At 72.0% G+C, this 14,082-nt stretch carries 15 protein-coding genes; 4 read left to right on the top strand and 11 right to left on the bottom strand.

The window, feature by feature from the left end:
* Window positions 1–13 precede the first annotated feature (13 nt).
* From ACE1OC_RS25905 to ACE1OC_RS25885, 5 genes are all read right to left on the bottom strand, one after another.
* Entirely contained in the window at window positions 14–757 is a 744-nt protein-coding gene (locus tag ACE1OC_RS25905; protein WP_407839022.1) for a YidC/Oxa1 family membrane protein insertase, read from the bottom strand.
* 118 nt (window positions 758–875) lie between these two features.
* Window positions 876–1,217 carry a DUF6412 domain-containing protein gene (locus ACE1OC_RS25900; protein ID WP_407839021.1) on the bottom strand — a complete coding sequence of 114 codons (342 nt, stop codon included), beginning with the start codon at window positions 1,215–1,217 and terminating at the stop codon, window positions 876–878.
* Window positions 1,218–1,310: 93 nt separating this feature from the next.
* Window positions 1,311–2,882: a sodium:solute symporter family protein gene (locus ACE1OC_RS25895; RefSeq protein ID WP_407839020.1), complete on the bottom strand. Its 1,572-nt coding sequence runs from the start codon at window positions 2,880–2,882 to the stop codon at window positions 1,311–1,313.
* Entirely contained in the window at window positions 2,879–3,022 is a 144-nt protein-coding gene (locus ACE1OC_RS25890; protein ID WP_407839019.1) for a DUF3311 domain-containing protein, read from the bottom strand. Before ACE1OC_RS25890 ends, ACE1OC_RS25895 begins: the two co-directional genes overlap by 4 nt.
* An 89-nt stretch (window positions 3,023–3,111) precedes the next feature.
* The gene (locus tag ACE1OC_RS25885; RefSeq protein ID WP_407839018.1) at window positions 3,112–3,930 is read right to left on the bottom strand and encodes a class E sortase; all 819 of its coding nucleotides are present in this window, start codon (window positions 3,928–3,930) and stop codon (window positions 3,112–3,114) included.
* A gap of 56 nt (window positions 3,931–3,986) precedes the next feature.
* Between ACE1OC_RS25885 and ACE1OC_RS25880 the strand changes: the two genes are divergently transcribed.
* Window positions 3,987–4,982, top strand: coding sequence for an SEC-C metal-binding domain-containing protein (locus tag ACE1OC_RS25880; RefSeq protein WP_407839017.1), 996 nt, complete (start codon window positions 3,987–3,989; stop codon window positions 4,980–4,982).
* Between the two features lie 44 nt (window positions 4,983–5,026).
* Here ACE1OC_RS25880 and ACE1OC_RS25875 read toward each other — a convergent pair whose 3' ends face one another.
* The 3 genes from ACE1OC_RS25875 to ACE1OC_RS25865 form a co-directional block, all read right to left on the bottom strand.
* Entirely contained in the window at window positions 5,027–6,013 is a 987-nt protein-coding gene (locus tag ACE1OC_RS25875) for a YDG/SRA domain-containing protein (RefSeq protein ID WP_407839016.1), read from the bottom strand.
* 49 nt (window positions 6,014–6,062) lie between these two features.
* Window positions 6,063–7,085 (bottom strand): hypothetical protein, encoded by a 1,023-nt coding sequence (locus ACE1OC_RS25870; RefSeq protein WP_407839015.1) that lies wholly within the window; start codon window positions 7,083–7,085, stop codon window positions 6,063–6,065.
* A gap of 773 nt (window positions 7,086–7,858) precedes the next feature.
* Complete coding sequence (locus tag ACE1OC_RS25865) at window positions 7,859–8,401, bottom strand: GNAT family N-acetyltransferase (RefSeq protein ID WP_407839014.1); 543 nt, start codon at window positions 8,399–8,401, stop codon at window positions 7,859–7,861.
* Between the two features lie 202 nt (window positions 8,402–8,603).
* Here ACE1OC_RS25865 and ACE1OC_RS25860 point away from each other — a divergent pair, with 202 nt between their 5' ends.
* From ACE1OC_RS25860 to ACE1OC_RS25850, 3 genes are all read left to right on the top strand, one after another.
* Entirely contained in the window at window positions 8,604–8,780 is a 177-nt protein-coding gene (locus ACE1OC_RS25860; protein ID WP_274552892.1) for a hypothetical protein, read from the top strand.
* A 77-nt stretch (window positions 8,781–8,857) separates the two neighbouring features.
* Window positions 8,858–9,157 carry a hypothetical protein gene (locus tag ACE1OC_RS25855; protein ID WP_375949072.1) on the top strand — a complete coding sequence of 100 codons (300 nt, stop codon included), beginning with the start codon at window positions 8,858–8,860 and terminating at the stop codon, window positions 9,155–9,157.
* Window positions 9,158–9,337: 180 nt separating this feature from the next.
* A complete protein-coding gene (locus ACE1OC_RS25850; RefSeq protein ID WP_407839013.1) occupies window positions 9,338–10,117 on the top strand; it encodes a class I SAM-dependent methyltransferase in 780 nt (259 codons plus the stop codon).
* 47 nt (window positions 10,118–10,164) lie between these two features.
* On the opposite strand, the gene ACE1OC_RS25845 is transcribed toward ACE1OC_RS25850, so the two are convergent.
* From ACE1OC_RS25845 to ACE1OC_RS25835, 3 genes are all read right to left on the bottom strand, one after another.
* The gene (locus tag ACE1OC_RS25845) at window positions 10,165–11,526 is read right to left on the bottom strand and encodes a DUF445 domain-containing protein (protein WP_407839012.1); all 1,362 of its coding nucleotides are present in this window, start codon (window positions 11,524–11,526) and stop codon (window positions 10,165–10,167) included.
* Window positions 11,527–11,638: 112 nt separating this feature from the next.
* Entirely contained in the window at window positions 11,639–12,361 is a 723-nt protein-coding gene (locus ACE1OC_RS25840) for a DUF1707 SHOCT-like domain-containing protein (RefSeq protein ID WP_407839011.1), read from the bottom strand.
* 27 nt (window positions 12,362–12,388) lie between these two features.
* Window positions 12,389–14,029: an IS200/IS605 family accessory protein TnpB-related protein gene (locus tag ACE1OC_RS25835; RefSeq protein ID WP_407839010.1), complete on the bottom strand. Its 1,641-nt coding sequence runs from the start codon at window positions 14,027–14,029 to the stop codon at window positions 12,389–12,391.
* Window positions 14,030–14,082 lie beyond the last annotated feature (53 nt).

The following is a 14,082-nucleotide window of genomic DNA, read 5'->3' as shown; positions in this document are numbered from 1 at the left end:
CGCAAGACCCTGTTCACATGGCGGAACGCTCTGCTCCGCTGACCGCTCCCTCCGCACGCTCCGCCCGGTCCTTCCGGTACTGGAGCCAGGCGCGCTCGGCGACCGACCACGCGGTGGTCGTGACCAGGTACAGCCCGGCCGCCAGCGGCACCAGGGCGGCCGTGATCAGCGTTCCGAAGGACAGCAGGGGCAGTACGCCGCCCACCTTGCGCATGAGCTCCTGCTGCTCCGCGGTCAGGGCGACGGCAGCTCCGGCGGCCTTGGCGCCGGCGGCCTTCCCCTTGGCCCCCTTGCCCCCGGCGGTGGCGGTGGCGGTGGCGCCGGCAGCGGAGGCCATCAGCGCCGCCGTCTTGCGTGCGCGCGCCGCACTCCACGCGGCCACCACCGCGACGACCGCGAACAGCCCGAGGAACACGAGCCCCCGCTCGCCGAAGAGGCCGCCCTCCCCGAGCGCCTCGCCCCACCGGTCCCCGAGCGGCGCGGCGAACAGCCGGTGGCCGAGCAGCTCGTTGGCGGCCCCGCCGATCTCCGCCGAGGAGAACGCCCGGTACATCAGGAAGAACACCGGCAGCTGGAGCAGCACCGGCAGGATGCCCGCCACCGGGGTCGCCCCGCGGAAGGCGGCCCGGCTCAGGGGGTGCAGCGCGAGCCGCACGAGAACGGTGAACAGCACGATCGCGGCAGCGGTCGCGGACTCGGCCAGCACCGGCTCCAGGAGTCGGCCCAGCAGAGCAACAAGATCGATGAAAACGGACACGTGGGCCCTCCGAAGGGACTCGTCGAACGTCGAAAGAGATGCGTTTCGGCGTGACGACCCGCGAGGGGCGGCAAGGTGTGGCGATCAGAAGCGATCGGGAGGAAGGAGCTGCGCGCCCCTACGCGGCCGTCGGAAGGGAACGGCCGGGCGCCCTGGGCCGCGACCGGCCCGAAGCGTCGGGATCGCGCTGCGGCAGGAACGCCGTGCGCTGCTCGCGATCACGGATCGCGGTACGTATGCGGTGCGGCGGCACCGGCCGGACCAGCCGGGCGGCCAGGACCGAGGCACCCACGGCCAAGGTCGCCGCGAGGACCACCACGACCGCGCCGAGCCCGCCCTCCCCGGCGAACAGCCCGAGGAAGCCTCCGAGCACCAGGAGGGAGGCCAGCAGCGCCACCAGTCGCGCGGACGGCGCCGTGAACCGGAACCGCACGGGGCGAAGCCCGCTGTGCTCTGCCATACGAACCGCCCCCTCCCGCTGCTCCCGCGCGCGAACTCCCGTAAGAGATCCGCGACTCACACCCGCACACGTAACTCGTACTCGCGATCGATACTAACCGCGCGCACTGACAACGGACGGGATCTCGTTTTCGTCCCCGGCCCCGGCCCCGGGCAGCGGATCGCGCGCCAGCACCTCCTCGTCGGGCCGGGGGTCCCCCGCCCCGCTCCGCGCCCCCTCCCGCGGGCCGAGCCAGCTCACCGTCAGCGCGACCGCCAGGTTCACCGCGAGGGCGACCATGCCCGCGTTCACGCCCCACACCGGGTCGTGGCCCGTGAAGACCAGCCCGCAGACCACCGCGACCCCCGCGGCCAGCCCGCACACCGCGGCCGCCGTGGTGAGCCTGCGCCACACCAGACCCAGCAGCAGCATCGGCACCAGTTGCGCCATGCCCTCGTAGGACACGAGCGAGAGCCTGACCAGCGTGTTCGGTGCCGTGTACGTCATCACCAGCGCGATCGTCCCGGCCGCCACCACGACCACCTGCGAGGCGAGCTTCTGCCGCTCGCCCGAACTCCAGCGCGGCAGCAGCGAGAGCACGCTGCGCCCCCACATCGTGCCGATGACCAGCATGAACACCGCCATCGGCACGATCGACGACAGTGCCGCCGCCACCCCGATCACCCCCACCGCCCACGCGGGCAGGGAGTCCACGACCAGCTTGAACAGCGCGAGGTTGGACTCGGCGCCCGCCAGCCCCGGTACGACGAACAGCGCCGCCATGCCCAGCAGCATCGGCACGAAGAGCAGCACGTTGTACGCGGGCAGCAGGATGGCGTTGCGGCGCAGCGCGTCGGCGCTCCGCGCGCCCAGGTACCCCGCCACGGTGGTCGGGAAGATGACGACGGTCAGCGCGTTCAGCACGGTGGTCGAGGCGAACCACCCCATCCCCAACTCGCCCCGGCCGCCCTCGCCGCTCCCGGCGCCCGGGAGCGTCAGCCACTGCGGGCGTTCGGCCGTGAGCCGCTCGAAGAGCTCGCCGTAGCCGCCGAAGTAGTGCAGGGGCACGTAGCCGGCGAGGAACCCGAGGGTGCCGATGACCAGCACGTCCTTGAGTACGGACACCCACGCGCTGCCGCGCAGCCCGCTGACGACGACGAAGGCGGTGGTGACGGCGAAGGCGATGAAGTAGGCCCATTCCAGGGACACCGCCCCGTAGGTGACCGTCGAGACCACCACACCCATTCCGGTGATCTGGAGCTGGATGTAGGGGAGCAGGAAGACGGTCGCGAGCACCGCGACCGCGGCGCCGAGCCAGGGGCGCCCGTACCGGTGGCTCACCATGTCGGTGATGCCGACGAGGCCGTGGCGGCGCGCGTAGTCCCACAGCACGGGCCCGACGACGTAACCGACCGCGTAGCCGCAGGACATGTACGCGACCACGTACATCACGGGGGCGCCGTAGTTGTAGCCCCAGCCGGCCGCGCCGAGGTAGCTGAAGCTCGTGTACCCCTCGCCCGCCATCAGGACCCAGATGAACACGGTGCCGAGCGAGCGCCCGCCCACCGACCACTCGGCGAGCCCGCCGCCGCCCCCGCCGCGCCCGCGCACCGCGAGCAGCCCGAGCGCGACGGTGGCCACCATGAACGCGCCGAAGACGGTGGTCGCGACGGCCGCCTGGCTCATCGGTGATCACCGCGCCAGGTCAGCCAGACCGCGAGCGGGGTCAGCAGGGTCGCCCCGATGAACCAGAGGAGCAGGAACGGTACGCCGCCCAGCGCCGGCTCCACTCGGTTCGCGAGCGGCAGCGCTGCGACGAACAACACGAACGGCACGGCAAGCCACACCAACTGAGGACGTTTCACCCTTTTCCGACGCACCGCCCCACCCTACGGTCCGCCGGCCCGTCCACCCGTCAGCGCTTGAGGGTCCCCCACACCACGAGCCGGTACTTGGAGCTGTACTCGGGCGTGCAGGTGGTCAGCGTGATGTACGCGCCGGGCTCGCTGTACCCGGCCCCCGGCGTGACGGTGCTGCGCGGGACGGGCGCGATCACCCCGGTGTCGCGCTCGGTCGTCTCCGCCAGCGTCTGCCCGACCAGGTACACGTACCGCTTGCCCCGCACGTCCACGATCAACTCGTCCCCCGGCCTGAGCCGGTTGATGTACCTGAACGGCTCCCCGTGCGTGTTGCGGTGTCCGGCGAGTGCGAAGTTCCCCTCGGCCCCGGGCTGCGCGGTCCCGGCGTAGTGCCCGGCGTACCCCTTGTCGAGCACCGACCGCTTGTCCACGCCTCGCGCGACGGGCACGGCGACGCCGAGGCGCGGAATGCGCAGGATGCCGTACGCGGACTCCCGCGGCGGCGGCTTGGCGGGGCGCGGCGCGGAGTTGCCCGCGGACGCACTGCCCGAGGACCCGTCGCCGTCCGCCCCGTCGGAACCCTCGACAGCCGGCTCCCCTTCCCCTTCCCCCTCCCCTTCTCCCTCCCCCTCCGTCCCGGAGGTGGAGGCACTCTCCTCCAGCTCCCTCACCACCTCGTGGGCGGCACTCAGCGCCTGCCGGTTGGTCCACCACACCTGGTGCACCACCAGCAACATCACCACCACACCTACGGTGACGGCGAGTTCACCGGCCGCCCAGAGCACCCCCGCGAGACCGACCCGGCGCGCACGCCACGCCCACCGGCCCCTGCCCTGGCCCCTCCCCTGCACCACGACCCGCACGCGATCTCGCACGGGCGGCACCCTAAGTCCTCCCCCCTCAACTGACCAGCGGCAGTACGCTGCAAACCATGCGCCCCGACACGCCTGCCGAGCACATCGCCGAAGCCGAGCGCCTCATCCGCACGGCGACCCGCTACCCCGAGGACCAGGAGCCGTTGCTCCTCCAGGCCGCGGCCCACCTCGAACTGGCCGACGAACGCGAGCGGGCGAGCGCCCTCTACGACCAACTCCTGGCCGCGGACACGACGGACGACCCGTCCCTCATCAAGGCCCTCCAGGCGGCCAACCTCTGGGAGTACGGCCACGAGCCCGAGGCCCGCGCCCTCATCCAGGGCATCCGCGCGGCGGCCCCCTCGGACCCCGCCCCCTGGGAGGTCATCGCCGAGGCCCTGGAGGCCCACGACGAACTCGAGGCCTCCCACGAGTGCTTCACCGAGGCGGCCACCCTCCTGGCCCCGGACAACACCCCCCTCACCCCGGCCACGACCGCACTCCTCACGGGCCGCCACCGCGTACGCCGACTCCTCGGACTCCCCCACGACGACTGGGACATGGTCGCGGACACCCGCCACATCGGCCCGATCCCGCTGGACGAACTCCACGACCCCAAGCGCATCTGGGCCCTCGGCTCCGACGACCCCGCCGAACTCCGCGCCGAGATCGCCCGCCTGCGCGCCGAACTCGGCGACCGCCGCGCCGCTCTCTCCCGCCCCTTCCCGGTGGCCATCCTCCACTGGCCGGCCCGCGAACTGGCAGAACTCCTCACGTCGTACCCCACCCTGTCCGCGGAGTACCCCTCCCACGACGCCCACCTGGCCCAGGTGGAAGCCTCCCTCCGCACCCTGGCCGCCTCGGGCACCACGAACCTCGGCATCGTCACGGCCAGCGTCCCTTCATACGAAGCCTTCGCAGCCTCGGAGAAAACCTCCCCGTCCTCCCCGTCCCTCCTGGCGGAATACGCCACCACCCTGGCCGCCCGAGGCAAAGCCACCCCATGGCCCCCAACCCCGACGACCCCGTGCTGGTGCACCTCGGGCAGGCCTTACGGGGAATGCCACGGCTAGGAACCTGCTCGGTCACCAGCGTCGGGGCCCGAGTGCCCCGACAGCTACTTTCCTGGCCGGCCTCCCTTGAGGGAATCCCACCAGTCCCGCTGGTAGGTGGCATAGGCCGGGTGAAGGCCGTGGCCCTTCTTCAGCAGGATGTGCGGCAGCGTCGTGCGCGGCCCGGCGGACGGGACACGCTCGATCACACTCCAGTCCTCGCCGATCGAAATCGCCCCGAGGTCCAATCGAACATGACAGTTCGGGCACAGGCACAGGATGTTGGGCTCGACATCGGGGCCCATGTGGGGTGCCCCCAGGGGCTTGAGGTGGGCCCCCTCGCAATACGGCTGCGCACGGGCGCCCACCAGGCGGATGCCACAGACCTGGCACTGCCCACCGTAGAGATCCTTGATACGGCGGGCGGCCGCCGTATCGCGGATCACGCGCTGGACCTGAAGCGTCCGCGTCTCCGGCACCCGTTCTTCGACTTCTTCGAATCCGGCCAGTTCACCCAGAGCACTTTCCAGCGCCGTGGGTTCCTGGTCCGATTCCGGTAGACGCTCAAGAACGAACTGGCAGATGGCAATCGGCTCGCCGGACAGGCCCGGGGTGACGGACGTGCCCGTGCGTGCCTGGGTGATGCGATAAAGGCCGTCGTACCGATATCCCTCACGGGGGGAGTATCGAGCATCGCCCTCATGCCCACGAAGAATCCTGATCGGATACCCACGCTCAAAGCTGAGCTTCAACGCGGCATTGTCCGCATAGGACCAACTCTGATCCGCCTTGAGTTGCTTGGTTTGCGGATCGCGATCCACAGCGGGAGAGGCTCCCGTATAGAGGATCTCGTGCCAAGAATCGTCATCGTCGAGATATCCACCGTTGAGGACGATCGCATCGGAGACGTACGCGCCGTCCGAATCCTTCAGCTTCGAGATTCCCCGCTGGAGATCACTGTGGAGATGCGCATCAAAGACGTCCCTGCGACGCCGAAGAACAGAACCGAGCCCAGTTCCGACAATATGACCTACAACTCGCTCACTCGTCATCACGTCAGCATAGTCACACTCGATCAATGTCGGTCTTTTTTAGCATCAACTACAGCGGGAGGACGAGCTGTTGGTGGCCGCGGGCCAGGGCTGTGGGTGGGGTGGGGCGGGTGGTGGTCAGGGTGAGGAGAGTGCGGAGGGCTGCGATGACTTCCGACGGGGTGTCTCTGATCATCGAGGGGGTCGCGCTGACCACCAGGATGCCGTGGGACTCCAGGCGGAGGCGGCGGTGGAGCGTGGCGTGCCAGGAGTCGCGGGTGTAGTGGTACTCCGCCGAGTCGATCTCCAGGGCCACGCCCTCGTCGGGCCAGTAGGCGTCCGGGCTCGCCAGGAACGTGCCGTCCGGGGTGTGGAGACGGGCGTTCCAGAGGGGGGTGGGAAGGTCCGTGGTGGAGAGGACGTCGCGGGCCTGGGCCTCGGCCACCGAGCGGACTCCGGCGAGGAGTTCCCCGGCTGCCGCGCGGATCGCGGGGCGGGTCAGGAGGCGGGCGGCGCGGAGTTCGGTGTGCAGGTCGTGTGGGTGGCACCAGCCGGACTGGACGACCTGGGCGAGGACCGAGCGGATCCGGTCCGCCGGCTCCTCGGTCCGGGCCGCGAAGTCCGCGGCCGCGCGCACCGGGCGGGTGCTCGGGATGCCGGAGACGGTGATCGTGCGGGGCCAGCGGGTGGTGGGGTACGGCCGTACCTCCGGGGAGCCGGCGAGTTTGCGCGGGGCGCGGATCAGGACGTCGACGGGCGTGTACGGGGCTTCGCGGATCCCGAGTAGTGCGAGGGCCGCGCCGCCGGTGAGGGCGGCGGTGTCGCCGGAGAGCGGGTCGGAGCCGGGCTCGGCGGCGTAGAGGACGGCAGCGAGGGCGCGTTGACGCTGGTCCGGGGGGCCGGTCTGGAGGAGGTAGACCCGGGGCAGCAGGCGCTGCCAGGGCCCGCCGGGGCGGGTGCGGGAGGTGATCGTGCCGGGTGGGACGCCGGCGGCGGTGGTGAGTTGGTGGCGCGTGGCGAGGTTGAGCTGGCGGCGGGCGGTGGAGGTGGCCTCGCAGGCCTGCCTGGGTCGGGTGGCCGGCCTGGGCTGCACCGGGTGTGCCGGGTGTGCCTTGTCTGTGGCGACTGCCTGGCGTGCCGGGCGTGCCTCGTCTGTGGCCGGCGCCGGGTAGGCCGAGTGCGGGGCGGGCCTGGCGTGTGGTGTGCGTGTGGTGCGTGTGGTGGGGTTCATGGGCGCGGTATGCCCCGCACGCGTGGCTCGAACGCCCCGTTGGGCGATGTTTCGCAGCAGGCCTTGAGCGCTGTCACGGTGTGCCCTGCGCCCTCCGATGGCTCTTCGCATCGCGAGACCCGTCGCTCGCGTGGCGGGCTGGGAGGAGGAACACGTCGGCCGGTGCCCCGAGTGTCCCCGGATCCCGGCCGGTGGGCTGGTGAGCCGGTCGGCCCGTGGCCCGGTCGGCCCGTGTGGCCCGGTGGGGCCGGTCGGCCCATGAGCTGGCCGGTCTGTCGGCCTGATGGGCCGGTCGGCCTGGTGGGCCTGATGGTCCGGTCGGCCCGGTGGTCCGGTGGTCGGCCAGGCGTGCGGGACGTGCCCGGGTGCTCGCGACGGCGGGGGCGCCTCTCGGCGGTTGCCGGGCGGATGCGGGCCGGTTCCGGCGGGCGGTGGGCTGGCGGGCGACGCCGCCCGGTCCGGGACTGGCGGGAGCGGGAGCGGGGGCGGGGGCGGGGACCCGAGTCGACGAGGCCGTCTCCGCGTCGCGCGGGGCCCGACGGGCTGCCGCCCGATGCGGGAAGAGCGGGGGCGGGGACCGTCGACGAGGCCCATCTCCGTGCCGGGCACGGCCCGGCGGGCGGCCGACCGCCCCGCTACGCCGCCCGGTTCGGGTGGTCCGGGGACAGGAAGACGATGACGCCCGTCTCCGTGCCGGGCAGGGCCGCGACCTCGTGCCAGCCCAGGCGGCGGTACGTGGCCACCGTGTTCTTGGCCAGGCGGCTGGTCAGCAGCCAGGCACGGCGGTCCGGGGCATCGGTGGTGATCTCGGCGAGGAGGTCCCGGGCGGTGCCGCGGCCGCGCGCGTAGGGGCGTACCGCGAGTTCGTCTATCTCCAGCGCCCCGGTGAGGAGTTCCTTCACCCGGGCAGACCCGAGCTGCGCCGCGACCTGGGCGTACGCGCGGTTCTTCGGGAAGGCCGCCGGGGTGATCCAGCCCGTGGCGAAGCCGTCGATGCCGGTGGCGGACTGGATGAAGGCGGTACGGAAACCACGGCGCCGGGCGTCGGCCGGGAGGCGGGTGGCGAACTGGCGAATGGTTTCTTCGTCTTCGTTCCACGGCGGGGCGGAGAAGACGTCGGCGTAGGCGTCGACCAGTTCGTCCGCGAGGTCGAGGACGGCCTGTCCGTAGCAGATCACGATGTCCTGGCTCCTGATGTGGGTGGGGTGGGAGGGGGGCCGGTGGGCGGGAGGGGGCTAGGTGGTTTGCCCCTTTGGGTGGGAGATTGAATTTATGCCCATCGGGTTCCCTCAGCAGACATCGCGCGGATCCGGCGAGTGTGCGACAAATCCCCTCGGCCCGGTCCGTGTCGGGCGGCCGGGCGGTCGCGTTGAGCAGCACGTGGACAGACTGCTTCGGGCCGCCGGCGGGGCCGGGCTCGCGTTTCTGCTCGTGTTGGGCGTGGTGGCGGTGCTGCCGCGCGGTGTGCGGGACGCGGTGCCGGAGTCGGTGATCGGCGGGGCCGTACTGGTGTTGGGCGCGGTGGGGGCCCGACGGGTGGTCAAGGGGTCGAGCTAGCCTCGGCGGCGAGTAGGTGTGCGCGTATGAACCGATGAACCGATGACGTGAGCGTGAGCGTGAGGGAGTTGGACAGCATGGCACGGGTACCGAGTTCTGCAGTGGCGGCCGCCGGTCTGGTCGGCGGTTACGCCGTCGCGCGGTGGACCAAGAAGCGGCCGCTCGGCGGTGTCGTGCTCGGCGCCGCGGGCATCGTCGCCGGGCGGGAGTGGCACAAGCGCGGCGGCGCCCCCGCCGCGGCCGGGCTCGGTGCGCTGTACCTCGCCGGGTTCGCCGGCGCGCACCCGCTGGCGAAGAAGGTCGGCGCCTGGCCTGCCGTCATCGGCGCCGCGGGCGTGGTCGCCGCCGCGTCCTGGGCCGTCGCCGACCGGGGCTGACTGCCCGCCCGGGTCGTACGGGTCCCGAGCGGGTTCCGTACGGGTCCCGAGCGGGCTCCGTACGGGACCCCGCCCCGGACCCGTACGCGACCTGCCGCGAACCCACCCCGGACCCGGGCCGCGTACGACGCCCCGCCGGTACGGCCCCGCGCGGTGCCGGTTCGTGCCAGGATTTCCGGCATGCCCGATCGTGCACTGAGCTTCGGCGTGATGGCGGAAGCCTACGAACGGTTCCGGCCGGGGTATCCCGCGGAGCTCGTGGACCTGGTGGTGACGTACGCGGGCCGTCCGATTCCGAGCGCCCTCGAGATCGGTGCCGGGACGGGCAAAGCAACCCGGCTGTTCGCCCGGCAGGGGGTCGCCGGCACCGCGACCGAGCCTGACGGAGCAATGCTGGCCGAGCTGCGCAAGCACGTGCCGGCGAGCGTCAGGACGGTGCAAGCCGCCTTCGAGGACGTGCGACCGGGCCCGCGGTACGGCCGGCGGTACGGGCTGGTCTATGCCGCGGCCGCGCTGCACTGGACCGACCCGGAGGGCCGGTGGGCGCGTGTGGCCTCCCTGCTGGAGCCCGGTGGCGTGTTCGCCTCGTTCGGCGGGCCGGTGCGGCCGGCCGACCCGGCGGTGGAGGAGGTCGTTCGTGCGGCGCGGGCGCCGTTCTTGGAGAGCGACGAGATTCCGTCCCCGGACGGGACGCCACCCGGGTACGACGTGCAGTGGCCGGGTACCGAGCTCCAACGGTCCGCCTGGTTCACCGGTGTTCGGCAGGCGGTGATCGACCGCCGCCTGACCATGAGCGCCGGCGACTACATCGGGCACCTCTCCACCGTCTCGGCCTATCTCGTCCTGCCGGCCTCGGCCAGGGAGCAGGTGTTCCGCCGGATCTCGCAGGTCCTGCCGGAGAGGGTCGAGATCGCCGCCGACATCACCGCCCATCTCGCGCGGCGGCGCTACGAGCCGTAGCACCGCCGCGAGGGCCCGACGCCCCGCGCCGCTACCCCGCTACCCCGCTACGCGCCGAACGCGCGCGACAGGGTGTAGATCAGGAGGCCCGCCAGGGCGCCGACCACCGTGCCGTTGATGCGGATGAACTGGAGGTCGCGGCCGATGTGGGCCTCGATCTTGCGCGAGGTGTGCTCCGCGTCCCAGCCCGCCACCGTGTCGGTGATCAGCGAGGTGATCTCCGTCCGGTACGTGGTGACGACGTAGACCACCGCGCCCTCGATCCAGCCCTCCACCTTGGCCTGGAGGCGGCCGTCCGTGGCCAGCCGGGCGCCCAGGGACATCAGCGAGGAACGGACCCGCAGGCGCAGTGCGCTGCGCTCGTCCTCCGCCGCCGAGATGATCATCGAGCGGACCGCCGTCCAGGTGGAGGCGATCACGTCCTGGATCTCCTCCCGCTGCAAGATCTCCGACTTCAGGCGCTCCACCCTCGCCCGCGTCTCCGTGTCCGACTGGAGGTCCGCCGCGAAGTCCGCGAGGAAGCGGTCCACCGCCCCGCGCGCCGGGTGCTCCGGCATGTCCCGCATCTCCTGGACGAAGCGGAGCAGTTCCTTGTAGACGCGGTCGCCGATCTTGCGGTCCACGAACCTCGGGGTCCAGCCCGGCGCCCCGCCCTGCACCGCCGCCTCCACCGAGTCGGCGTGGGTGACCAGCCAGTCGTACGCCCGCGCGCACACCAGGTCCACGACCCGGCGGTGGCCGCCGTCCGCGACGACCTTCTCCAGCGTCTTGCCGATGCCCGGCGCGATCTCCGCCGTCTCGGCCCGCCGCGTGATCGCCTCGCCCACGACGGCCTGCACGTCGGAGTCCCGCAGGACCGTCAGCGCCCCGCGCAGGGCCGTGGCCAGCTCCGCCGTGACCCGGTCGGCGTGCGCGGGCTCGGCCAGCCAGGCGCCGAGCCGGCCGCCGATGCCCAGCGCGTGCAGCCTCGTGCGCACCACGTCGGCGGAGAGGAAGTTCTCCCCGACGAACTCCCCGAGCGAGACGCCGAGCTGGTCCTTCTTCGTCGGGATGATCGCGGTGTGCGGGATGGGCAGGCCGAGCGGCCGCCGGAACAGGGCGGTGACCGCGAACCAGTCCGCGAGCGCGCCCACCATGCCCGCCTCGGCGCCGGCCGCGACGTACCCGGCCCAGCCGCCCGCGCCCGCGTTCTCCGCCCACTTCGCCGCCACGTAGATCAGCGCGACCAGGACCAGCAGGCCGGTGGCGGTCCGCTTCATCCGGCGGACGCCGCGCCGGCGCTCCTCGTCCGCCTCGCTGAACACGAAGCCGCCCCGTGCCGTAGCTGTGGCCGTGGCCGTGGCCGTAGCCGTCGTACTGCCCTGCTCCACGTGCTCCTGCCTTCCCCCGGGCGACGGTTTCGTCCGCATAGCATCCGACTCCCGGGGCGCTCGGGGAGTTCCCGGCGCGCCGTACTGGTCCCCCGTACTCGTTCCCCGTACGGGTCCCCCGTACTGGTCCCCGTCCGTGGACCGCGTCGCCCTACAGCTCCTTGCGCGGCTTCTGCTTCGTGACCGCCCGCTGCTTCGGCGGTTTCACCTTCACCTCGACCCCGCCCCAGAAGGCGAGGCCCGTCACGACCACCCGCGGAGCCCCCGGCTCCACCGGGCCGGGGCTGTCCGTCTGGTCGAAGCCGCCCATCACGCCGATCCCGCGTACGTCGAGCTCGACGCCCGGCGGCACGATGATCTGGATGCCGCCCATGATGGCGACACAGTTGATCACGACCTCCCGCTCCGCGAAGTTCGCCTCGCGCAGGTCGAGCTCACCGCCGCCCCAGAACGCCACTGCGTGCAAGCGGGCGGGCACGGTCCAGTTGCCCTTGCGCTGGAAGCCCGACATGATCGCCACGGCCATGGCCGGACCGCCCGCCGTGCCTCCGCCGCCCACGATCCGGGCCGGCCAGGCGGCTTCCGAGCCCGCCGGTACCGCCTTCGTCAGCCCGACCGGAGCCACCGGGGCGGCCGCGATCGGAGCCGTCGCGCCGGGCGCGGGCAGATCCCGCGTGAGCGGTTCGAGCTCGGCGTACGTACGGGACCGGTAGGCCGCGTCCAGCCGCTCCTCGAACTCGTCCATGTCGAGCCGGCCCTCGGCGACGGCGTCCCGCAGCCGGTCCACCACCCGCTCCCGGTCGGCGTCCGAAGCCCTCAGCTCCGGCAGCAACGGCTTCTCGGGCCGCGGCGTCTCGGGCCTCTCATCACTCATGCGGACCAGCCTATGCAGTCACCGTTCCTAGCCGGTAGGCATGAGTGAGTCTTGGACCCATTCATGCCTACTGGGTGCATCCCGAACGGTTTTGGATGCACTGGGTCCCCGCGTTCTCTTCCCACTCGGCGACGGCCCTCCAAGGGCACGGTCCGTTGCGGACGGGCGGTTTCCGTCACGCCTGCGGCTGCCTGGTCCGGCCTGGACGGTCCGATGCCCCACACGATCACTCCGGTCGTGTGGGGGCGGTGCCGTCCGTCGCCGGATCGGGTGTCCGAGGGCGCGTCGTCCGATCGCGATACCGGCGGCATCGTGACGGGACACTCTGCGGCGCGGGGTGACCAGCGGCTTCTGCCAGTGCCGGCCTCCCCACTGGGATGTGTAGGCGGGATCGACTGCGACGATGGCGAGGCCGTGTCCGCCGGCCATCGAGGCGAGTCGGGCTTTGAGTTTGCCGGTCGGGATGCCGGAGATGAGTTGCCGGAACCGTTTCCTGCTGCCGTGCTTCTCCCGGGTCTTCTCGGTGGTGAAGTCGAGGTCTTCGATCGCGATGGCCTTGACGCCGACACTTTTCGCCCAGTGCAGCAGCCTGGTGATGGCATGGCGGATCTGCGCATCGCGGTGATCTGCGGTGCCGGACAGGTCGTAGGGGAAGCGCTGCGGGTCACCGACGGGGTTGCCGTGTCGGTCGACTCGGTAGGCGGCGAAGTGGTCGGCGTTGGTATCGACACCGACCACGCCCTTCGCACGGGCGGTGGCCAGCGGGACCGTCTGGATGACAGGGCGTTGCCAGGCTGCGGTCAGATACCAGCGACCTCGTGTGACGTCCAGGTGGATGCGGTAGGCGACGGCCCGATTCGCTTCGATGCGGTCGGCCCATTCCGCGCCCCGGTGCGCGAACGCGATCCGGCAGGCCAGGACGTACCGGCCATGCTCGGCGTTGGCCAGGTGCGCGAGCGGGGCCGGGAGCTTGATGCTGACCTCGCCGTCGGGGGTGACTCGGATCGTCTCGTTCCCGAACCCTTTCCCGGACTCGCCATCGGCGGCGAGAAACCAGCGTTCGGCTTCCCAGCGGGCACGCCACTGCTCCTCCGTGAGCTCGGCCGCGGCCAGATGGTGCCGGGTGTTCGCCAGCCGCTTCCCACCCCGAACCACTCGGACCCGGCCCGCCCGCCAATCGGCCACAACAGCCGCATGCCGCTCTTCTAGAGCGGCGAGACGCCGGGACTTGCGAAACCACTCGCTCCTGGAGCGGTAGCCGCCCGCAGCCCGCTTGGTGCCCTTCTCCCCGATCGGGAGAGCGAGGCGGTGGCGCAGTGTCCGGATGCCGGCGTCCAGGCTCTGGATGTGCGCAGTCTGGCATCGCCGGGCCAGGGCCCACTGATCGTGGCTGGCCTTGGTGATCGCCCCGGCGATCCGCGACGACGACTCCCCCGTCAGCCCCCGCTTACGGGCCGCCCACGTGTCGGTGGAGTGGTCGGGGCCGTCCGCGCACCGCTGCTTGAGGTCGCGGGAGGCCAGAGCGCCCTGATGCGCGCCGACCAGCCGCAGGACTTCCTCATCCCCGACACTCAGGCGCTTGAGACGGTCACGTACCGCCACACCGGCCGGACCAAGCGCCACAAAGGAGGGAGCGATAGTGCGCAATCTCTTGACCGGCTCAGCCATCGCCGACCGCCGCGGACAGAGCCCTGCACGCCCGCATCTTCGGGGAGCGCCGT

This window comes from Streptomyces stoeckheimensis, assembly GCF_045822005.1.
Taxonomy (GTDB): Bacteria; Actinomycetota; Actinomycetes; order Streptomycetales; family Streptomycetaceae; genus Streptomyces; species Streptomyces stoeckheimensis.
Note: the sequence above shows the minus strand (reverse complement) of the source record. Positions and strands in the feature narration are given on the sequence as shown.

What these genes read in the sequence shown, in the direction of transcription:
- ACE1OC_RS25835 (WP_407839010.1), bottom strand. Translation starts at nt 14,029, where the DNA reads ATGGCTGAGCCGGTCAAGAGATTGCGCACTATCGCTCCCTCCTTTGTG.
- ACE1OC_RS25880 (WP_407839017.1), top strand. Translation starts at nt 3,987, where the DNA reads ATGCGCCCCGACACGCCTGCCGAGCACATCGCCGAAGCCGAGCGCCTC.
- ACE1OC_RS25840 (WP_407839011.1), bottom strand. Translation starts at nt 12,361, where the DNA reads ATGAGTGATGAGAGGCCCGAGACGCCGCGGCCCGAGAAGCCGTTGCTG.
- ACE1OC_RS25845 (WP_407839012.1), bottom strand. Translation starts at nt 11,526, where the DNA reads ATGCGGACGAAACCGTCGCCCGGGGGAAGGCAGGAGCACGTGGAGCAG.
- ACE1OC_RS25900 (WP_407839021.1), bottom strand. Translation starts at nt 1,217, where the DNA reads ATGGCAGAGCACAGCGGGCTTCGCCCCGTGCGGTTCCGGTTCACGGCG.
- ACE1OC_RS25875 (WP_407839016.1), bottom strand. Translation starts at nt 6,013, where the DNA reads ATGACGAGTGAGCGAGTTGTAGGTCATATTGTCGGAACTGGGCTCGGT.
- ACE1OC_RS25855 (WP_375949072.1), top strand. Translation starts at nt 8,858, where the DNA reads ATGGCACGGGTACCGAGTTCTGCAGTGGCGGCCGCCGGTCTGGTCGGC.
- ACE1OC_RS25850 (WP_407839013.1), top strand. Translation starts at nt 9,338, where the DNA reads ATGCCCGATCGTGCACTGAGCTTCGGCGTGATGGCGGAAGCCTACGAA.
- ACE1OC_RS25895 (WP_407839020.1), bottom strand. Translation starts at nt 2,882, where the DNA reads ATGAGCCAGGCGGCCGTCGCGACCACCGTCTTCGGCGCGTTCATGGTG.